24 protein-coding genes and 1 tRNA gene are annotated in these 18371 nt (G+C 53.7%); 11 read left to right on the forward strand and 14 right to left on the reverse strand.

What is annotated here, in order from left to right; translation table 11 throughout:
• Positions 1-13 precede the first annotated feature (13 nt).
• Positions 14-808 (reverse strand): prohibitin family protein, encoded by a 795-nt coding sequence (locus SIB64_RS05625; RefSeq protein ID WP_413442295.1) that lies wholly within the window; start codon positions 806-808, stop codon positions 14-16.
• A gap of 80 nt (positions 809-888) precedes the next feature.
• On the opposite strand from SIB64_RS05625, the gene SIB64_RS05630 reads away from it, so the two are divergent.
• From SIB64_RS05630 to SIB64_RS05645, 4 genes are all read left to right on the forward strand, one after another.
• Positions 889-1167 carry a hypothetical protein gene (locus tag SIB64_RS05630; protein WP_413442296.1) on the forward strand — a complete coding sequence of 93 codons (279 nt, stop codon included), beginning with the start codon at positions 889-891 and terminating at the stop codon, positions 1165-1167.
• 560 nt (positions 1168-1727) lie between these two features.
• Positions 1728-2561 carry a M10 family metallopeptidase C-terminal domain-containing protein gene (locus SIB64_RS05635; RefSeq protein WP_413442297.1) on the forward strand — a complete coding sequence of 278 codons (834 nt, stop codon included), beginning with the start codon at positions 1728-1730 and terminating at the stop codon, positions 2559-2561.
• A gap of 330 nt (positions 2562-2891) precedes the next feature.
• Positions 2892-3125 (forward strand): hypothetical protein, encoded by a 234-nt coding sequence (locus SIB64_RS05640; RefSeq protein ID WP_413442298.1) that lies wholly within the window; start codon positions 2892-2894, stop codon positions 3123-3125.
• A 407-nt stretch (positions 3126-3532) separates the two neighbouring features.
• Positions 3533-3781, forward strand: coding sequence for a hypothetical protein (locus SIB64_RS05645; protein ID WP_413442299.1), 249 nt, complete (start codon positions 3533-3535; stop codon positions 3779-3781).
• Positions 3782-3942: 161 nt separating this feature from the next.
• Here the strand turns inward: SIB64_RS05645 and SIB64_RS05650 are convergent, their stop codons facing one another.
• Positions 3943-4257: a hypothetical protein gene (locus SIB64_RS05650; RefSeq protein WP_413442300.1), complete on the reverse strand. Its 315-nt coding sequence runs from the start codon at positions 4255-4257 to the stop codon at positions 3943-3945.
• A gap of 49 nt (positions 4258-4306) precedes the next feature.
• A complete protein-coding gene (locus tag SIB64_RS05655) occupies positions 4307-4489 on the reverse strand; it encodes a hypothetical protein (protein ID WP_413442301.1) in 183 nt (60 codons plus the stop codon).
• Positions 4490-4516: 27 nt separating this feature from the next.
• On the opposite strand from SIB64_RS05655, the gene SIB64_RS05660 reads away from it, so the two are divergent.
• Positions 4517-4864, forward strand: a complete 348-nt coding sequence (locus SIB64_RS05660; RefSeq protein WP_413442302.1) for a hypothetical protein — start codon at positions 4517-4519, stop codon at positions 4862-4864.
• A gap of 403 nt (positions 4865-5267) precedes the next feature.
• Positions 5268-5555 (forward strand): septal ring lytic transglycosylase RlpA family protein, encoded by a 288-nt coding sequence (locus tag SIB64_RS05665; RefSeq protein ID WP_413442889.1) that lies wholly within the window; start codon positions 5268-5270, stop codon positions 5553-5555.
• 403 nt (positions 5556-5958) lie between these two features.
• Here the strand turns inward: SIB64_RS05665 and SIB64_RS05670 are convergent, their stop codons facing one another.
• Both SIB64_RS05670 and SIB64_RS05675 read right to left on the reverse strand, forming a co-directional pair.
• Positions 5959-6927 (reverse strand): aldo/keto reductase, encoded by a 969-nt coding sequence (locus SIB64_RS05670; RefSeq protein WP_413442303.1) that lies wholly within the window; start codon positions 6925-6927, stop codon positions 5959-5961.
• 674 nt (positions 6928-7601) lie between these two features.
• Positions 7602-8189: a ferritin gene (locus tag SIB64_RS05675; protein ID WP_413442304.1), complete on the reverse strand. Its 588-nt coding sequence runs from the start codon at positions 8187-8189 to the stop codon at positions 7602-7604.
• Between the two features lie 311 nt (positions 8190-8500).
• Between SIB64_RS05675 and SIB64_RS05680 the strand changes: the two genes are divergently transcribed.
• A complete protein-coding gene (locus tag SIB64_RS05680; RefSeq protein ID WP_413442305.1) occupies positions 8501-8641 on the forward strand; it encodes a hypothetical protein in 141 nt (46 codons plus the stop codon).
• Between the two features lie 27 nt (positions 8642-8668).
• On the forward strand, positions 8669-8827 hold the full coding sequence (locus tag SIB64_RS05685; protein WP_413442306.1) for a hypothetical protein: 159 nt from the start codon (positions 8669-8671) through the stop codon (positions 8825-8827).
• 129 nt (positions 8828-8956) lie between these two features.
• Here the strand turns inward: SIB64_RS05685 and SIB64_RS05690 are convergent, their stop codons facing one another.
• Together SIB64_RS05690 and SIB64_RS05695 are read right to left on the reverse strand one after the other, a co-directional pair.
• A complete protein-coding gene (locus SIB64_RS05690) occupies positions 8957-9190 on the reverse strand; it encodes a hypothetical protein (RefSeq protein WP_413442307.1) in 234 nt (77 codons plus the stop codon).
• A gap of 45 nt (positions 9191-9235) precedes the next feature.
• Positions 9236-9309, reverse strand: a tRNA-Arg gene (locus SIB64_RS05695).
• Positions 9310-9396: 87 nt separating this feature from the next.
• On the opposite strand from SIB64_RS05695, the gene SIB64_RS05700 reads away from it, so the two are divergent.
• A complete protein-coding gene (locus tag SIB64_RS05700) occupies positions 9397-10221 on the forward strand; it encodes a helix-turn-helix domain-containing protein (protein ID WP_413442890.1) in 825 nt (274 codons plus the stop codon).
• 21 nt (positions 10222-10242) lie between these two features.
• On the opposite strand, the gene SIB64_RS05705 is transcribed toward SIB64_RS05700, so the two are convergent.
• Both SIB64_RS05705 and rsmI read right to left on the reverse strand, forming a co-directional pair.
• Positions 10243-10470 (reverse strand): hypothetical protein, encoded by a 228-nt coding sequence (locus SIB64_RS05705; protein WP_413442308.1) that lies wholly within the window; start codon positions 10468-10470, stop codon positions 10243-10245.
• 20 nt (positions 10471-10490) lie between these two features.
• Positions 10491-11348 carry a 16S rRNA (cytidine(1402)-2'-O)-methyltransferase gene (rsmI, locus tag SIB64_RS05710; protein ID WP_413442891.1) on the reverse strand — a complete coding sequence of 286 codons (858 nt, stop codon included), beginning with the start codon at positions 11346-11348 and terminating at the stop codon, positions 10491-10493.
• 585 nt (positions 11349-11933) lie between these two features.
• Here rsmI and SIB64_RS05715 point away from each other — a divergent pair.
• Positions 11934-12077, forward strand: a complete 144-nt coding sequence (locus tag SIB64_RS05715; protein ID WP_413442309.1) for a hypothetical protein — start codon at positions 11934-11936, stop codon at positions 12075-12077.
• Between the two features lie 61 nt (positions 12078-12138).
• Complete coding sequence (locus tag SIB64_RS05720) at positions 12139-13053, forward strand: 3'(2'),5'-bisphosphate nucleotidase CysQ family protein (RefSeq protein WP_413442310.1); 915 nt, start codon at positions 12139-12141, stop codon at positions 13051-13053.
• A 1-nt stretch (position 13054) separates the two neighbouring features.
• Here the strand turns inward: SIB64_RS05720 and SIB64_RS05725 are convergent, their stop codons facing one another.
• The 5 genes from SIB64_RS05725 to SIB64_RS05745 all read right to left on the reverse strand — a co-directional run bounded on the left by SIB64_RS05725 (position 13055) and on the right by SIB64_RS05745 (position 18327).
• On the reverse strand, positions 13055-15220 hold the full coding sequence (locus SIB64_RS05725) for a polyribonucleotide nucleotidyltransferase (RefSeq protein ID WP_413442311.1): 2166 nt from the start codon (positions 15218-15220) through the stop codon (positions 13055-13057).
• Between the two features lie 160 nt (positions 15221-15380).
• On the reverse strand, positions 15381-15683 hold the full coding sequence (rpsN, locus tag SIB64_RS05730; RefSeq protein WP_413442312.1) for a 30S ribosomal protein S14: 303 nt from the start codon (positions 15681-15683) through the stop codon (positions 15381-15383).
• Between the two features lie 53 nt (positions 15684-15736).
• Positions 15737-16822, reverse strand: a complete 1086-nt coding sequence (gene rseP / locus SIB64_RS05735; RefSeq protein ID WP_413442313.1) for an RIP metalloprotease RseP — start codon at positions 16820-16822, stop codon at positions 15737-15739.
• A gap of 24 nt (positions 16823-16846) precedes the next feature.
• Complete coding sequence (serS, locus tag SIB64_RS05740) at positions 16847-18124, reverse strand: serine--tRNA ligase (protein WP_413442314.1); 1278 nt, start codon at positions 18122-18124, stop codon at positions 16847-16849.
• 41 nt (positions 18125-18165) lie between these two features.
• Positions 18166-18327 (reverse strand): hypothetical protein, encoded by a 162-nt coding sequence (locus SIB64_RS05745; protein WP_413442315.1) that lies wholly within the window; start codon positions 18325-18327, stop codon positions 18166-18168.
• Positions 18328-18371: the final 44 nt, after the last annotated feature.

The following is an 18371-nucleotide window of genomic DNA, read 5'->3' on the forward strand; positions in this document are numbered from 1 at the left end:
GAGCGGCGGTATTTCAGCTGCGTCGCCCCACGATCACAGGAGGTGTGCCACCAGCGTTCCCGGGAAGGGCCGGCACCACTTCCGTCTGCCCATCCCATTTGTCAAGGAACAACTTGAATAAGACCTGATCATCGAGACTGCGATTCAGGGTTTCATAGCGAAGGGCTTCCTGTTCGGCAATTTTCACTTCCGTTTGTGCGCGCAGCAACTGCTGTTCTGCAATTTGCTTCTGTTCAATGGCCGCTCGGTACTCCTCTGCAATCTGGAGGCCCGTTAGATCCAATCCACGCACTTCCACATAATCAAATTTGTTCAATTCATCTGCGACGGTTCGTTCCACAAGGGCGGAAATGTCGTTCCACTCCGTGGCAATTGTCACTAACTCATACTGGGAAAACACCGATTTCAAGGCTTTCAGAAGGGAAGGTTGGATGATTCGTGGGTAAATTTCTCTGTCACTACTGGCGATCGTCCGATAAATCCTGCCAGCCTCATCGGGACGAACCGCATATTTGATTGTGGCTGTTGCTTCGATGACCTGAAGGTCTTTGGTCAGTGTGGCGAACTCTTCTGGTTTTACCTGGGTACGGACGTCAAACGGTGAGACCGCCTGCACAAACGGAATTTTCAGATTGAGACCTGGAAGTCTTGAGTTTCCGCTGACTTTGCCAAGGGTGGTGACCACAGCCACCTTGCCGGCAGGAACAATGAAAAGGGCTTGGCCAAGCAACAGAAAGGCAGTCAGGAGGATGGCCACCAGAAACACCAGGCCATTGCCTGGGTCATTGATCGGGCGAGGGGTCTGCATCGACGCTTGATGTGTTCGTCTCCGATGATGTCTGGAACAGCACCTGATTGCTGACGAGTTTTTGTGGTGGCGCTCCACCAATGGGGCGACCCACATCCAGGATGGTTCTGAAGATCCATCGAACCTGTCCCTGGTTGCAACTGATTCAGGCGATCAGCATGGCGGTGAGCGCCACAACGCTCGTTAGGGTTGAATTGCGACAACATCACAACGACAGGATTCGGACACTTTGCGTCGCCTATTGGAGAGCCCCTGATGCCAGCTCAGCAGAAAACCACGCTTGGGATGAAACGAAGCGTCTTGTCGGACTAGCGTCACCGGACATGTTGAGCTTCTATCGCTTCTACGGTGATCAGTAGAGGCTTATTCCCAGCCATCCCAGAGAATGCGCTACCAAGTTCCTGTCAAAGTTCCCCGCTCCGGGAATCCGTGGATTGATGGCCTGACCGACGGGTTTCGCTGGGGAGTGGTATCTGATAACTCAGTTGTTGGATATACCTTTATTAGTGATACCCGCGGACGACCAGGTGGTGAATTTGCTGGTTATCCATCCTGGGGGTGGAGTGATTATGAAAGGCGCCTGATGAACGATGCCATGGAGTCAATCTCCAGCGTCTCAGGAATTCAGTTCGTTGATCGTGGAGATGATAATGATGATGAAGTCGAAATTTGGTTTTATAACCTTGATGAAAAATCATCCTCCGGGAGTTTCGGGTTTGCGTATACACCTGGAAGTGATTCTGATGAGGGCTTGGTTGCCTTGAATTGGTCTCTTTATCAGGAAAAAGATGGAACGTTCAAGCATGATATTTCGTCAGGCAGTTTTTATGGCATTACTTTTTTGCATGAGTTGTGTCACGCACTAGGCCTTAAACACCCCCATGATTTGGGTCTCAATGGCCAGCCACGTTTTCCTGGATTGAGTCGGCGCTCGAATGAGTTTCGTGATGCTGGAGACTTTGGTCAGAACGCGCACCCCTGGACCCAGCTCAGTTATGTGGATAAGGGAGCCAAGAATGGATTGGTCCCGAGTAGCGTTCAGTCGTATGGGTTTCTGCAAACCCCGGGTGCGCTTGATACGGCCGCATTGCAATGGCTCTATGGCATCAATGATTCAACGGAGTCCGGTGCCAATGTGTATCGATTGCCGACAAGAAATAAAACGGGAACAGGTTGGAGGAGTATCTGGGACACAGGCGGCGTTGATCGGATCGACGGTTCAAAAGCGCGCCAGCCTGTGAGGATCGATTTGCGCAATGCATCTCTGGATCGTTCGGATGATGCAGGGGGATATCCAAGTCGTATGGATGGAATTTTTGGTGGATTCACCATCGCGCATGACTGGGATGGAAAGACTCTTGATGAGCCAGCCAGTCTCTGCGTGATTGAAAATGCCACTGGTGGAAAATCAGATGACATTTTGATTGGCAACAATGTCAGCAATGTTTTAAGAGGCCGCCGTGGTGACGACATCCTCTACGCGGGGGGTGGAGATCGGAACCGATCCATAGGCGGTCGTGGGAAGGATCAGTTCTGGATTGAAGCTGATGATCAGTCTTTGGTGATCATTAAGGATTTCTCAAAACGAAATGATCAACTTGTTTTTGACGCGGAAGCCAAGGCGATTGATCTGCAGGATCAAGGTAAGAATACTGACATAGTTTTTGATGGCTCGATTATTGCTCGGTTGAAGAATGTCACTGGTCTGATCAAGGATGACCACATGATGTTCAGCGATTTCAACGCTCTTTAGCCGTCGTCCATGGGTATGTCCTCCCTGGCTTCAAGCCGCTTTCCTTCGCATTGTCTGCATTCAAACTTATCTAGCCCGAAAAAATTAAGGGACAAGGTGTGTCCGCAGGAAGTGCACTGCCTCGTTTCTGCCGGAGGGGATACGTAGGCCATAGCAGGCAACGTCTTGATGACTCAAAGGAGGCACTGTCGCACCCCGCTTCCTCCTCGGAACATTGGTGCCTGGCCCAGATCGCTGGCTTTGGCGGACGTGATGGTCTCTGGTTCCACGAACGCCCGATTTTTTGATGGAAGGCTCAGAATGAGGTCTGTGAGGAGTGAGAATGGTGAAATGGCAAAGAATGCAAAACATCAACGGGCAGCAGACCGGTCAAAACGGCTGTCAGCACGGGTGATACCTCTGGATCAGGTATCACCTGCTGTTCTGACGGCAAGCCGCGATGTGGCATACATTTTGGAGCAATTCTGCTTCAGCCCTGAGCCAGAGGATCTTCTTAAAGCTGTGCTTGAACGCGCCGAGCATCTTGAACAACAGGCAATGGGCATCACTGTGCTTGAAGATTAAAAATCTCCTCGGTTAGACCAAAACGTTGCTGAGCAGGAAGGCCTATGGTCTGTGGTCGGTTTCCACACCAGGAGTTCTCTCCTGTAGGGCGCCATAATTAATAAACCACTTTCTCTGGTCCATTCAGAAGAAACGGTCGCGAACTCATACTAGTCCAAGTTGCATGAAAAACAGATCACCACGTCGCCCCTTGCGTCCGCACATTCAGCCAACGGATATACAAGACCAAGCAAGTGAGACCTCTCACGCCTCCAAATCTCCCCATCCATCACGATCCCAGCTCGTCTCTTGGGAAGAGTTGTTCGGTCAACGTTGATTCTCAACCCGAATCTTAATTCGGGATTCTTTGAATCAATGAGTGTTGAGTTTGCTTGTTGAACATCTTTGCTGTTATCAGGATGATGTCAATGCAGAATTTCCGCATCCTGCAACGTGTCGCTACTCTCGCACTCCTTTATGGGGTGGCCTCTTGTGCTCCTACAACAGCAAGCTCTCTAACGAAGGCGCAGGAGCTTGAAATCTGCGTTCGGCACGAAAGGTTGGAGATTAGCCGCGCTGAGGCTGTCAAACTCCTTGGATTACCCCCTCTCACGAAGGAAGAAGCTGAGGGAGGTATTGCGGGTTGGCTTACGTACTGCCGTCTCCTCAAGCGGTGATCGCTGACACCCGAAGCGTTTCCTGATCAGAAGAAGCATGAAGGCTTTCTCCAGAGAAAAAAAAAAGACCTAGATATGATCTAGGTCTCTTCAGAGCCTCATTTTGAATCTGATCTGATCTGTTGGGGGGCCGCCGCCAAGCACGCCCCCCTCCCCAACAATCAGACTTTGGAAGGTTTGCTGGTTAATACAGCCAACATGGCTGAAGCCAGGAGAAGATAACCAGCAACAGCGAGAAAAACGATGGGGCTGTCTTTAAGACCCAACAAGCATTCATCCTGGCCCTGTCCTTTGCCTGTCGCCGTTGAAACAAAATGATCGAAAACGTTGCCTGGAATCTGTCTTGAGATGGTCTCGACCTTCTGTCGAGCGATCCTTGATGTGGCATGCGGGCCATGGTTGCCCCCTAGTAGGTCGTATCGAAGTGATGCCCCAAAGGCGCATGTTGCGACCTTGCCATCCAGCGTGATCAGCAATCGCCAAACCTGGAGGGCACGCTGCGATCAGGCAGTGCCAATGCATCATTTAACGATGGAAGTGTTGACGGAACTGTCGGGTCTGCTGTTGTTTTTGCTTGGAACCAAGCGCCATGCGATGCAGCTCTGCTGCTGAAAGAGGCCGAACTGCTGCCATCAACGCATCGTCAGTCCAGTAGTCAGGGCTATCGAGTGTTCCCAGCTGTAGAGGGCATGACGGACCGGTTGTCATAACGGCCAGCTTTAGATTTCCTTCATTATGAATCACCGTGAGTATCGCCTGTTAAAGAAAGATCTCTTTCTGCTGTCTTTCCATCGCGGCACCGTCAGAACAAGAGTCAGTGAAGGGATTGGTGACATGTCTTCAGCGCGAAATCGTGGCCAATCTCACCTAGGCCCGCAGGTGCCACCTCGCATCCTTTCCAGAGATCTCTTGGGATCACAGGATGTACTGCTTGCCTTCGATGGTTATGAACCCGCGGGTCCACAGCTCCAGGCAACGGTGCTCCAGCGGCCAGCCAAGGTTGGGCGTCCAACCCTGCTGCAGTCCTTCTTAAGGCGGGGCCATCACCTGCTTGCGGCAGTTCAACGTCGATTCATGGGGTGAGCGATTGCCTTGTGAACTGATGTGATCGTGATCTCAGTCGTGCTTTCTGCAATGCTGATGCTTCAGTATTCGCTAAAAAGCCTCATGTTTTGATCGCATCACGAGTGTCTCTATTGTTTTGATCGGTATGGTCACAATCATTCCAATCAAAACAATCGGGCCTCGCAGCAACATGATGTGCTGTTCAGGTGTTCTGGCATTGCCTGCAGAAGATTTCTTCCTTCCTGATGCGCGTTTGCCAGCAAATCAGCGCACTTTTGGCTGTTGTGATGAGTCTGATCGTTAGTGGCTGTGCCAGTAATCAGTCCACCTCAATGTAAACGACGATATCCATTCCCTCCCCAATTCAGTCAAAGAACTCGTTGCAAACACCACAGTCGGAGGAGCAGAAGTTGGTGGACCAATCTCAGGAGGGACAGCCTTTTGGTACGGGCCTGGTTGCTACGGCCAGAAAACCACAAGTGGCGACGTCCTCCAAGAGGCCACCATGATAGTCGCGCACAGCAGTTTACCGATGGGTACCGAAGTCAAGGTGACCCGGCTCGACACTAATGAAAGCGTGATTGTGGAGATCAATGACCACAAGCCTTACAAGGAAGGTACGTTGTTTGATCTGGCCCACGGAGCGGCCGAAGCCCTCGATTTGGATGATGACGGCACTGCTCAGATAAGAATTGAAGTGATCGATTGAGACGACTTGTTTTTGATCGTCAGAAATGTCAGATTCATTTTAAAAATCAAGAGAATGTGTTTCCCCACCCTCTTCTTGGGTGGCTCGTCATCATTTGGGCCAGTTTCATGATTGACTTAGGTGCGGACAGTAAATTGTCTTCGCAGCTGCTGAATGTGGAATCAATTTATTTTCAGCCTTGCTGGAAAGGCTCTGATGTCTTGAATGGTTTTGCCTAAGGGATGCGTTCCGATGTTCCTGAGTAGGAACTGGCCAGATGCCCTGGAACGTTGCGATGGTTCTCAGGTTTGCCTTTGACTGTCACTCTCTAAGTGTCATGTTCAAGAAGGGCGTTGCAAGGACGATCTGTGGATTCCCCCGTTTCAATGGGTCGATCCCAATGTGAGACTTGATTTGAATGGTTTTATTGCGATTCGACGCTCGGGTTATCATCGTCCCAAAGAGAAGCGCATGTGTAATGTCCATCTTTGAGCGCCCAGATAGTGCCATCATTGAAGCGATGGTGACGTTCTAGTGTGTCGATTCGGGAGATGTCGTCTTTTTGAAGTTGAATATTGATGGAGTCTAAATTGCTCTGCAGCCGTTGTGGATGAATTGATTTTGGAATCACAATTGTGTTCTTGGCAAGGCCCCATGCCAGTAACACCTGGGCTGGTGCGCAATTGTACTGACCACTGATGTCTTGAATGAGTGGCTCTTGAAGAAGGTTGAGATTATTACTCCCTCCAGAGCCGAGTGGGGAGTATGCGGTAATGGCGATTTTAGATTGTTCACAGGTTGAAACCAGCGATGTTTGTTGTAAGTACGGATGCCGTTCGACTTGATTCATGCATGGTTGGATTGTTGCTGATTTCATCAAGGCATGTAATTTGTTGCTACTAAAATTAGAGACTCCGATTTCTCGGATTAATCCTTCTTTAACCAAGGCTTCCATGGCTTTCCATGTTTCTGATAACGGGAGTTCTGTTCTTGAGATCTGCTCGTTGGCTTCCTTGGCGATTTTGATGCCATGCCGTTGGCTGACAGGCCAATGAATCAGATAAAGATCAAGTCTCTCCAGCTTTAAGTCCTGCAACGTCTGCAGCAAGGCTGGACGTACAAATTCGGGTTGGTGGCAGTCATTCCACAATTTTGATGTGAGCCAAAGGTCGTCTCTTGAGATCTTGAATGCTTTGCGAGAATATTCAATGGCTTCGCCGATTTCTGTTTCATTGCCATAGATCGAAGCGCAATCAATATGCCGATAGCCGATTTTCAGGGCGTCGCACACAGCCTTCCCCACGAGCTGGCGTTCTGATTTCCATGTCCCGAGTCCGATGGCTGGGATCGTCGTTCCGTTTTTGAGGGTGCATCGAGGTTGGAAGGACATCATTGGTGAACAGCACGCATCGTTCTATTTTGCTTTTTACTCTCATGCTTGTCAGGATTAAGAGGGAAGGCGGAAATTTGCTTATTTTTGGAATGAATTGCTTCACTTTTTGCTGAGTTTGCTCTCTTGGATTGAGACTTTTGAAAGAGCCCTGAAGATACTGGTCAGGATTGATTCCGTTGGCTGTTAATCTGCATGACTTGAACCTGCTTGGGACGATCTGAATAGGCTGACTAACCTTGGGTTGATTGTTTCATTATGAATCTAAAGAGTTTCTTTTGGTAATCGTGAGCGTAGAAGCACTCTAAGTTTCGCCTCAAGGATTCATCGTCTACGACATTGCGAAGCATTGATTAGAAGTTCGTTGTTGTTTCATGCCACGCTTTATGCAGAAATAGCGATTGGTAAGACGATCATCGGTCGATGTTCGGCGATAGGATGCCGCTTAATCGGACTGGATCCCAGTGTTCCCCTTCATCAAATCTTTACGCCCGCTGAAGTGATGAATGGTCAGAGCAAATGCCGGGCTTCAGCACTTTTGAGAACGGTCTGGATGTGGATGCTGTCCTCTCTCTGTCGTGATTTGCAGTTGCAGATCGATGTTGTCTTTTATGCAAAACAGGACCAGGGATCTCATCCCTGGTCCTGTTGATCAAGAAAAAGTGAATGCGATTCACTCACCCCTGCAGACTGGCGGGCTTGGCCTCTCCCTCTCGCAGTTCCGCATCGATAATCAGCAGTGCAGCAGGTTGACCTGCCGCAAATTTCACACGGCCCAGCAGATAGGCGGCCTCATGTTCTGAAAGCCGCTGTTCATCGATCACTCCATCGAGGAACACCGTCGACCTCACATCGTTCAGCCGTTCAGCGGTCGCATAGAGCTGCAGCACTGAGGTGGTCACGTCTGCTTCCATGAGGAACACATTGGCGACCACATCCTCCACGCCAGTCCATGTCTGGCATGGGGGCTCAAGTGTGTCTAGTTCGACTGTCTGCCCGCGACTGATCAGATAGTCGGCGAATTTGGCGGAATGCTCCTGCTCCTGCTTGGCCTCATCGCGGAAATGGTTGGCGAACCCCACGAGTTCCCGCTCTGCGAACCAAACTGCCGCCGCGAAGTAAGCAGCTGACGACTGTCTCTCCATGTTCAGGTGAGCCTGCATCATGTCAAGCATCTCGACTGACATAGGCTCCGCAACGGCACGACCGGCAGGACCTGTTGCAATGGAGAGAGGGGTCTGGGTGGTGGTAGTGGATGGATTCATGGCCAACTTCCTGGAAACGACTCCTCCTTTATATATCACTTTTGCCCGGAATGTACAGGTGAAAGCCGAACATTACGCGACGTATATTTGCTGCTGAGAATCATCGTCAATTGGAAAAATTTGCTCCTGAGAATCATGATCAACTAGAAAAGGTTGCCCATTGGAATCATCGCCAAATGCTCTGGTATTTGGCATTGATTGTCACTCTCATTAAGCGTTTAAGCCGGTTTTTCGGCTGGGGTGGCGGCCGTCGGAATCGGTGGATCTCTCGCTCGGGTTTCGCTGCTCGTCTTCGTTGTGCTCTCTCTCTCTTGAAGTCTCCACCTCGAGGATGCCGATATCCGTTCGGTTCGGAACAGCTGGACGGTTCGAGCTGGGGTTCAGCCACCAAGTGGATCGTCGGTGTTGTTCCCTATGTCGATATCGATGGCGAATTTAATGAACTGTTTTGAGAAATGCTTTGAGCCTTTGGTGGGAAGATGATTTTCAATCTGCGGTTGATTCTGATGGAATGGATTGCTGCATCCTCTTTTTTAGTTTCGATCGGGATTGAGGCTTTAGCCCCTGCAGTTACTGGCTTTTTCGATCATCGTCTTGATGGCGATCGAGCATCAAATGATGGTTCTCGGCTCTCCTAACCGGTTTTGCTTGATGGATCTGTTCGTCTTCAAATCATTGACTGCGGTTGGATATGGCATCGCTTGACAGCGTCAATCTCAATCACGCCAGGCCATGACTTAGCTCCTGGCGCTGGCTTTTGAAGCGCTTCAGTGATGACAGCCGGTTGTGTTGAGCATGATGTCGCTGGTCATCACATTGGCTTCGCCTGTTCGCTTTGAGCATTGCTTCGTCCGGTGGTCGTTCTTACTGGTCGTTCTTACTGGTTGAACAGCGCTGGCCGTCAGCTTTCCCCATGCGTCTCGAGGAGCTGGCGTCATCTCTTCTCCAGTCGTTTGGGTCAAGGCGTCGTGGTTGCATCCATCAAGCCAAGTTGAACCCAACGGCCCAGGCCTCAGTGTTCTCCTGCAACCAGTTGATGTGGCGAGCGCCCCCTGTTGGATTCGAACCAACGACCGACTGCTTAGAAGGCAGTTGCTCTATCCAGCTGAGCTAAGGGAGCCAACAGACCCACTCTGGCAGACGTCAATGTCGATGAGCGCGTGTGGCTGGAGCGGACTTACTGTTGAAGTCTGTGCATTGGACTTCGATGGCTCCTCGGCGCCTCAGTGAAGATGAGAAGGAGGCGCTGGTGGTTCGGTATCGCGGTGGGGAAGCCACTGCGGGGCTCGCTGCTGCCTTTGGCTGCAGTCCAAACACCGTCAGCAGAACGGTGAAAAGCCTTTTGTCTGAGGCGGAGTACACCAGCCTGAAACTGAATCGTCAAAAGGGCGGTCAGGGGCAGGCTTCTGTTGAGCCCTCCCCTGTTGAACCCACGCCCGTTGCATCCTCACCATCGGTGATTGAGCCTGATTCCGAGGCTCAAGCTCAGGATGCTTTAGCGGATCAGCAGGTGCCTATTGTCACCTCTCAGCAAGGTTCAGATGCTTCCGAAGACGAAGAACAGGGCAGTGGGACCCTTGCCCTCGACGATGCTGACGACTTTGCCGACGACTCGGAAGAGGAGTCAGACGATGAGGATGTCGCAACTCCTGAGATGGGGGCCTTCCAGGAGCTTGTGCCCCTGATGGATGTTGGTGATCTCACTGATCGGCGTGAAATCCAGGCTCAGCCCTTGAGTTCCGGGCTTTTGCCGTCAAGCGTTTACATGCTGGTCGACAAGGTTGTCGAACTTGATCCCAAACCTTTGCGTGATTTTCCGGAACTCGGTCCCCTGGATGCCACCGAACTAGAACGAACCGGACTGTGTCTGTTTAGTAGCCCGAGGACTGCAAAACGTCAGTGCGGCCGCAGCCAACGGGTGATAAAGGTTCCGGACACCGGTGTGTTTGAACGTACGAGTTCTTATCTGTTGGCACGGGGGATAACCAGACTGGTGATTGAAGGGACGTTGATCGCCATTGATCGAGATTGAATAGACCGATTGGGGGCCGGTCTAGCTGCGTTGATCGGGAAGGATCAAGGCGACGGCACTTCCTCCGCTAAAGACGCCGACCACGAGCGAAAGTCCGATGAGAACTCCACTCGGCAAAGGCATTGACTGAAAGGACGCAAAGCGGACGCTTTGGCGTTCGTTCAAATTCTGCGATCCGAGAAACAGGATGACTAGGAGGATCACTGCCCCCCCGAAGCTGAGCAGAAGCAGGCGCAGTCGCAGCAGCATGGATCTCGATGATCGTTGGTTCAGTCTGCGCTATCTCTGTGCAGAAGGTCATAGAGCTCACGGCGGGGATGCCCCGTTTCCTCGGCCACCTGCCGGGCCGCTTCACTGGCTTTCGTTCCAGAGGTGATCAGCCGCTGTAAACGCTTGATCAATTCAGCATCTGTGAGTTTTGGGCCTGCTAGATCCGGGGCACCACCCAGCACCAGCGTGCATTCTCCTTGTGGTCGCTGAGCTTGAAAATGCCGCAGGGCTGCCCCAAGTGTCGGACCAACGTGTTGTTCGTGGCGTTTCGTCAGCTCCCTGGCCACCTGAACGGGACGTTCGGATCCGCAGGTTTGAATGAGGTCCTGGAGGAGGTTCAGCAGGCGGTGTGGAGCCTCATACAGAACAGAGGTGCGCGGTTCTTTTGCGATGTGTTCGAGTCGTTGCCTACGTTCACGCCCTTTCGTTGGGAGGAATCCTTCGAAACAGAATCGCCCGCTGGGAAGGCCGCTGCTGACTAGCGCTGTAGTGGCAGCACAGGGTCCAGGAATGCAAATTACTTCGTGTCCGGCTTCGCGTGCGGCAGCTGCGAGCTCTTCTCCAGGGTCACTGATTCCGGGCAAACCCGCATCACAGATCACGGCAAGGCTCTGACGCGCAACGAGCAATTGCAGAAGCTGGGGCAGGCGGTTGCGGGTGTTGTGCTGATGAAAGCTCAGCCGGCGTCCCACAGCTCCGATGCTCTGGAGCAGCTGGCCACTGTGACGGGTGTCTTCGCAGGCAATCACATCTACCGCAGCAAGAAGATTGCGGGCACGAGGCGAGAGGTCACCGAGGTGCCCGATTGGTGTTCCTACGAGATAGAGGGTGCCGCCACAGGGCTCGTCTCGCTGCATTCGCTTCATCACACCCACTGAACCCTAGGTTCGCGAGCCGATCGAGGATTGATCTCGACGCCATCGCATCATCGCCGGAATTGTCTGCGAATCGCTAGATAGGCATAAATCACTACTAAGTTGATTGCAACGATTCGTTACGGTCCTGGAAGTCAGGGCTTTTCCCGTGAACGTGAAACTTCACCAGCAGTTTGAGATGCAGCGGCTGCATGGGGCCATTGATGACACCCGAGACATGCAGGAGCTCAAGGATCTTGCTAAGCAGCTGGTTGAATTGTATTTCAGGCAAAAGGCTGCAACAGCTTGGGTTGTTGAGCAGTCAACAAGCTGAAAATTTGAGTTTTCCTCTGTTCCTGACAGGGCTCTTGAGTTGGTGTGATTGGCGACACTAAGGCTTCGTTAATTCACTATCAATGTTGAAAGCGTTGCTTTCTTGTGCTTACAACATCCACCCGATTGAAGATTCAAGGCATCCTTAAGCGCATCTCGAGAGGTGAGTCTGTCACACTAGCTGAACGCATTTATGTGAATAAATTTGCAGAACATGATCGCACTGTTAGCAGTTGGTTGAGTCGAGCTCGCAGAATGCAACTTCAGGATTCACCATCCCAGGGTCTTGACGGGTTTCTTGCTGATCTTGATTTGGGTTCCCAGGACGAAGGTGATCGATATCGAGGCGACCTTGGAGATTGGTTCGGGAATGCTGCGTCCTGGTTGAGACGGGATTGACAGTCCCATGAAACACCGGGGTTGGGGTTGCAGCACAATGGCCCCGCCCTCCTAGACCAACATGCCGAGTTCTGCTGCCCTTCCCTCCGGTGTGTCGATGGACGCCCTGTTGCAGCAGCTTCGGACACTCAGTTGGGGAGCTGCCGACATCCTGCGTGCCTATGCACGTGCTGAACAACCTCCCCACGGATTCCCAAAAGCGTTGAGCGTCGATGACGGAGGTGAGGGGCCTGTTTCAGCAGCCGACCTGGCAGTCAACCAATGGTTGCTTGATGGCCTCAAGGGGGCCTTCCCGAACGCAGGTTGGACCTTGTTGAGCGAGGAGACCGCCAAGGAGCAGCTCACGGAGGGACAGCCCCTGCCAGCCGAGTGGCTCTGGATCCTTGACCCCCTCGATGGGACCAAGGATTTTTTGCAAGGCACTGGTGAATATGCAGTGCACCTGGCGCTGGTGAAGGGCAAACGCCCTGTTCTTGGTGTGGTGCTTCTGCCTGAGGCGGATGAGCTTTGGATCGGTTTGGTGGGCGAATCGGCCTGGTGCGAAGACAGGCAGGGACAACGCTCTCCCGTTCGATTCAGTGAGAGGCATGATTTGTCCGATTTGATTCTTGTTGCCAGTCGCAGTCATCGCGACAATCGCCTCGAACAGTTGATTGCTGCACTCCAGTTGGGTGGATCCAAGGCGGTCGGCAGCGTTGGCTGCAAAGTGGCAACAATTTTGAGAGGTGAGACCGATCTGTATGTCTCGTTGTCTGGACGCAGTGCACCCAAGGATTGGGATATGGCTGCCCCTGAGGCGGTCCTGCTCGCAGCAGGAGGGCGCTTCACTCATGCTGATCAAGCTGAACTGCTCTACAACACAGGCGATGTGAGGCAGGCGGGATGTTTGATTGCCAGTCATGGAAAAGCCCACGCTGCCCTTACAGATCGGGCAACGCGGGCGATGGCAGAGATTGACCCTGGTTTCGCGGTCTGACTCAGCTCAGTGGGGCCACGGGAGTCGGAATCGGCTCGTGGTCTCCCGCATCACCGTTTTGAGGGACCCCCCTCAGTGTGAGATTGATCCTGCCGCGGTTATCGATTTCGCGAACCCGCACCGTCACCTCATCGCCCACTTTCACAACGTCCTCCACTTTGTCCACCCGTGCTTCGGAGAGCTGGGAAATGTGAATCATCCCCTCCTTCCCGGGAAGAATCTCAACGAAGGCACCGATCGGGATGATGCGCGTGATGGATCCATGGAACAGCTCACCCTCATTCACCTTGCGGGTTAAGCCTTCGATGATGCGCTGTGCTTCCTCTGCTGCAGCTCCGTCGTGGGAAGCAATTGTGACGATGCCGCTGTCTTCGATGTCGATCTTGGTGTTGGTCCGTTCCGTGATCCCCTTGATCGTCCGTCCGCCTGGACCGATCACGGTTCCGATCAGTTCTGGATCAATGCGGAAGCTGAGCAATCTGGGGGCATGGGGTGAAAGCACATCGCGCGGTGCCTGAATTGCCTCAAGCATCTTCTCAAGGATGTGCAAACGCGCCGGTCGGGCTTGATTGACGGCCTCCGCCACAGTGCTCACCGCCAGACCGGTGATCTTCATATCCATCTGAAGGGCCGTGATCCCCTTGTCCGTCCCGGCAACTTTGAAGTCCATATCACCCAGGAAATCCTCGATGCCTTGGATATCCGTGAGGATGCGGACCTCATCTCCTTCCTTGATCAATCCCATCGCGGCACCACTCACCGGTGCCTTAAGAGGAACGCCGGCATCCATCAGTGAAAGAGTGCTGCCGCAGACAGAGCCCATGGACGTTGAGCCATTGGAACTCAACACTTCGCTGACAACGCGGATCACATAAGGGAAGGTGTCCTTGGCTGGTAGGACAGGGACGATCGCTCGTTCAGCCAGGGCGCCGTGGCCGATCTCGCGACGGCCAGGAGAGCGCATCGGACGAGTTTCGCCTACGGAATAGGGAGGAAAGTTGTAGTGGTGGAGATAAGTCTTGTCGGTGTTGGGATGGAGGTCATCCATCTCCTGTGCATCACTGGGTGTTCCCAGGGTTGCTGTTGAAAGAACCTGGGTGAGGCCCCGTTGAAACAGGCCAGAACCGTGGACCCGTCTGGGCAACACTCCTGCCATGGCATTGATTGGTCGCACCTGGTCGAGGCTTCGCCCATCAACCCGTTTGCCGTCCTTGAGAATCAGCTGGCGCATCAAGCTCTTGGTAAGAGCCTTGAAACTGTTGCTTAGTTGCTTCGGGCTGGCGGCAACCGCCTTTCGAACGGCGTCATCCTCCTTAAGGGCTGCGACTGCATCGGACGCAGCGCTCTTCACCTCTTCGAGGGCCTGGTCGCGTTGCTCCTTGCTCTGGTCGAACTTCTTGAGAACGGCGCTAATCGCTTTGGTGCACTGCTTGTTCAGGAAAGCAGGAATGGTTTGATCCTCCTCCGGAGGTTCGGATTTCACTTGTTCAATGCCGAGATCTTTCAACAGCGACTGCTGAGCTTTGATCAGTTCACAGATGGCCTCGTAGCCGAAATCGATGGCTTCAATGACATCGCCCTCCGGCAATTGGTTCGCCCCTGCTTCCACCATCACCACCCCGTCCGGGGTGCCGGCGACCACAAGATCTAGATCGCCGCGTTCAATCTCTCGATAACTGGGGTTCAGCACGAAGTCGTCGCCAAGTAGGCCGACCCTGACGGCTGCCATCGGACCGTTAAAGGGGATTTTTGCCAGGAGGGTCGCAATGGAGGCACCCGTCACTGCCAGCACGTCTGCCGGAACCCGCTCATCGAGGGAGAGACAGGTCGCCACGACCTGCAAGTCATCGCGCATCCAGCTGGGAAATAGCGGCCGCATCGGTCTGTCGATCAGCCTGGCGGTCAGCGTTGCGCGTTCCGGGGGCCGGCTTTCACGTCTTTGGAAACTGCCCGGAATGCGTCCCGCCGCGTAGAGGCGCTCCTCGTAGTCACAAATGAGGGGAAGAAAATCGATGCCCTCCCGTCCGCCGGAGCGGGTTGCGGTGACCAGGACGGCGGTGTCTCCGCATTCAACAAGCACTGATCCGCCCGCCTGGGGGGCAAATCGTCCAGTGGTCAATCGAATCTCGCGCCCATCAAATGAGATTGACTGTGTCTGTCCTTGCACGACGGCTTATGTCCTTTTGTCAATCCATATTTTGGCATTTCATGGTGGAGGCCCATAACAAAGGGGAGGCCGAAGCCTCCCCTTGACTGAAGAAGTAATTAAAAGAACTTCTTTCTTTAACGTGATTGAAGTCCGTTCACACCGAATAAACGGACATTATTCACCAGCTGGACTTGACCACTCCGGGAAGCTCACCTTTGTGAGCACGCTCGCGAAGCTGGTTGCGGCACAGCCCAAAATCGCGATACACGCCACGTGGTTTACCTGTGGCCCAGCAACGGTTGCGGACTCTGCTTGGAGCGCTGTTGCGGGGCAGCGCTTGGATTTTTCTGTGGATATCCAATCTCTCCATCGGATCGTTTGCAACGTTGAAGGCCTCCATGAGGGCTGTCCGCTTGGCTGCGTAGCGTTCCACCATTTTCTTGCGCTTCACATCCCGGGCGATCATCGACTTCTTGGCCATGCAGCTAGAAAACGGTGGAGCAATCAATCTTCAACTATACAGAGTGCTCAATGTCACGGCCGTCCCAGCAGTTGCTGAACGAGAGAAAGCTGGGTGGTGTCTCGCACGATCAGAACAAGGGACAGCCCAACGATCAGCAGGAAACCGGACTGGGCATAAACCAGCTGCAGGCGCTCAGGGACCGGCCGTCCGAGAACCGCCTCCAGAGCAAGCATCATCATCTGGCCACCATCGAGCAGTGGAAACGGGAATGAATTCAACACTGCCAGGTTGATGGAGATCAAAGCGGCGAACAGCACGAGTCCAGAGCCGCCTTGTTCACTGAGCTGAGCACCCATCTCGACGATTTTCACAGGACCGCTCACCTGGCTGGCATTGGCCTGGAAATTCGTGAGGAGCGCTCCGTAACCCGAAGTGGTTTGCACAAGCATCTGCCGGAATTCTGTTGCCGTGTGGCCCAGCAGTTCGAGGGGGCCTGCAGCGGTTCTGGTCTGGCCGGTGATGTTCGCTTGCAGCTGCGCTCCGATTCGGCCGACACCCTCCAGGTCGGCTGGCCGCAGGCGAATGGTTTGCATCTGACTGTCCCGCTCACGCTCGATTGAGAGGCTTTGACCTGGAGCCGCCTTGACTTGAGCAACCATTGACTGAACACCGGCCTGGCCGGCGACAAGGGGCTGGCCCTCAATGGAGAGAATGCGATCTCCGGGTAGCAACCCAGCCTGATCGGCGGCAGCGCCCTTCTGCACATCAATCACCAGCACCCCTGGGTCGGGTTCAGCAGGAAGACCGACCAACGCCGCCTGACCGAAAAGGACCACAAGGGCTAACAACAGATTGGCGATCACACCTGCCGCTATGACAATGGCGCGCTGATGGATCGGGCGGTTGCGCATCAGATCCGGGTCATCGGCTGGAACCGAGCTGTCCTCCTCGTCATCGGGAAACATCACGAAGCCTCCCAGGGGCAGCATCCTGATCGCGTAGGTCACACCCTTGTGCTCGTGCTTGATCAGGGCTGGACCGAAGCCGATGGAAAACCCGCTGACGCGGATTCCCTGCAGAGTCGCGGCAAAGAAGTGGCCTGCTTCATGAACAACGATCAAGAGGGCCAACACTGCCAGGGCCGCGAACACATTCATTCAGGTGTCAACCGAATCGTCCGATCATTTTGGCTCCAACTGTTCGAGGCCGACGTACGGAATCAGTGCCTTCGGCAGACGAATCGAGCCATCGGGTTGTTGACCGGTTTCCAAGATGGCTGCCATGGTCCGACCAACGGCAAGTCCGCTGCCATTGAGAGTGTGAACAAGCTTGGTGGCTTTCCCCTCTTTGGTGCGTATGGAGGACCGGCGGGCCTGGAAATCACCGCAAACGCTGCAACTCGAGATTTCGCGATAGGCCCCGGCGCCTGGCAACCAGACCTCAAGGTCATAGGTCCGTCGCGCTGAGAAGCCAAGATCACCTGTGCAGAGTTCGATCACGCGATAAGGAAGTTCCAATTCCTGCAGTACAGCTTCAGCATCTGCCGTGATCTGCTGATGCGCCTCAGCCGATTGATCTGGATGGGCAAACCAATACAGCTCAACCTTGTTGAACTGATGCAAACGAATCAGGCCACGGGTGTCACGGCCGTAACTACCCGCTTCGCGACGAAAGCAGGGGCTGTAAGCGGCATAGCGCAGGGGCAACTGGTCACTCGGAATGATTTCGTCGCGATGCAGTGATGTGACGGGCACCTCGGCCGTCGGTGTGAGCCAGAGGTCGTCTTCAGCGCAGCGAAAGCTTTCATCGGCAAATTTCGGAAGCTGCCCAGATCCTGTAAGGCTGGCGGTATTGACCAGTACGGGGGGCAGAACCTCGCAATAGCCCTTGCTCGTGTGAAGGTCGAGCATGAAATTGATCAGGCCCCGCTCAAGGCGAGCCCCCTGGCCCATCAATGTGACGAAGCGGCTCTGGGCAATTCGAACGGAGCGCTCTGTATCGAACAACTTCAGCCGCTCGGCAATCTGCCAATGCTCCTCAAGCCCCTTCTCCTCGCGAGGCGTTCCCCAGCGACGCAGTTCGATGTTGTCTGTCTCGTCTTTGCCCTCCGGGCAATCCGGTGAGGGCAGATTTGGAAAGGTGAGGAGTTGCTCCTTCAGCTGGGTGGTCAGAAGTTTCTCTTCCTCCTCGAGAACAGCAACTTTCTGCTTGATGCTGTTTCCCTGCTTCCGCAGTTCAGCCACGTCGTCACCCTGCGGATCAGCGCCGGCCTTGATGCGCTGACCAACCTCCTTACCAATGCGGTTTCCTTCTGCTTGGAGAGAGCTTCGGGTTTCTTCGAGGTTCCGCTGCTGCTGAGCTATCAGCTGGAGGCGTGTGAGATCAACGGCCTTGCCCCGACGGCCAAGCTCCTTGGCGATCGAATCTGGATTGTCACGCACAAGGCGCTGGTCGAGCACGGTTCCGGCGGCAACAGCGCCGGCAGCCTATGGCAGGCCGATCAGAGGATCTGCCCCACCATGACGGCGGCAACGGCAGAGAACACAGTGATTCCCAGAGCTGTTAAAGGATTCTGTCCCTGGGCGACAGCAACGCTCGTGATCACTCCAGCGCCAAGACAGGCCACGCAAAGCTGGGTTGCGAAATCGTTTCGGCGCTCCAAAGATCTCGGCTCAGTTGAAGTGACCGTAGGGAGAGGGATCGGTT

Source organism: Synechococcus sp. MIT S1220 (genome assembly GCF_047303025.1).
In the GTDB taxonomy this organism is placed as follows: domain Bacteria; phylum Cyanobacteriota; class Cyanobacteriia; order PCC-6307; family Cyanobiaceae; genus Parasynechococcus.

Excerpts from the sequence above, each read along its gene's own strand:
- SIB64_RS05715 (WP_413442309.1), top strand. The coding sequence starts at position 11,934 with ATGCAACTTCAGGATTCACCATCCCAGGGTCTTGACGGGTTTCTTGCT.
- SIB64_RS05655 (WP_413442301.1), bottom strand. The coding sequence starts at position 4,489 with ATGACAACCGGTCCGTCATGCCCTCTACAGCTGGGAACACTCGATAGC.
- SIB64_RS05700 (WP_413442890.1), top strand. The coding sequence starts at position 9,397 with ATGGCTCCTCGGCGCCTCAGTGAAGATGAGAAGGAGGCGCTGGTGGTT.
- rsmI (WP_413442891.1), bottom strand. The coding sequence starts at position 11,348 with ATGCAGCGAGACGAGCCCTGTGGCGGCACCCTCTATCTCGTAGGAACA.
- SIB64_RS05675 (WP_413442304.1), bottom strand. The coding sequence starts at position 8,189 with ATGAATCCATCCACTACCACCACCCAGACCCCTCTCTCCATTGCAACA.
- rseP (WP_413442313.1), bottom strand. The coding sequence starts at position 16,822 with ATGAATGTGTTCGCGGCCCTGGCAGTGTTGGCCCTCTTGATCGTTGTT.
- SIB64_RS05705 (WP_413442308.1), bottom strand. The coding sequence starts at position 10,470 with ATGCTGCTGCGACTGCGCCTGCTTCTGCTCAGCTTCGGGGGGGCAGTG.
- SIB64_RS05645 (WP_413442299.1), top strand. The coding sequence starts at position 3,533 with ATGCAGAATTTCCGCATCCTGCAACGTGTCGCTACTCTCGCACTCCTT.
- SIB64_RS05640 (WP_413442298.1), top strand. The coding sequence starts at position 2,892 with ATGGCAAAGAATGCAAAACATCAACGGGCAGCAGACCGGTCAAAACGG.
- SIB64_RS05630 (WP_413442296.1), top strand. The coding sequence starts at position 889 with ATGGGGCGACCCACATCCAGGATGGTTCTGAAGATCCATCGAACCTGT.
- rpsN (WP_413442312.1), bottom strand. The coding sequence starts at position 15,683 with ATGGCCAAGAAGTCGATGATCGCCCGGGATGTGAAGCGCAAGAAAATG.
- SIB64_RS05625 (WP_413442295.1), bottom strand. The coding sequence starts at position 808 with ATGCAGACCCCTCGCCCGATCAATGACCCAGGCAATGGCCTGGTGTTT.
- SIB64_RS05660 (WP_413442302.1), top strand. The coding sequence starts at position 4,517 with ATGAATCACCGTGAGTATCGCCTGTTAAAGAAAGATCTCTTTCTGCTG.
- SIB64_RS05670 (WP_413442303.1), bottom strand. The coding sequence starts at position 6,927 with ATGATGTCCTTCCAACCTCGATGCACCCTCAAAAACGGAACGACGATC.
- SIB64_RS05720 (WP_413442310.1), top strand. The coding sequence starts at position 12,139 with ATGCCGAGTTCTGCTGCCCTTCCCTCCGGTGTGTCGATGGACGCCCTG.
- SIB64_RS05685 (WP_413442306.1), top strand. The coding sequence starts at position 8,669 with ATGATTTTCAATCTGCGGTTGATTCTGATGGAATGGATTGCTGCATCC.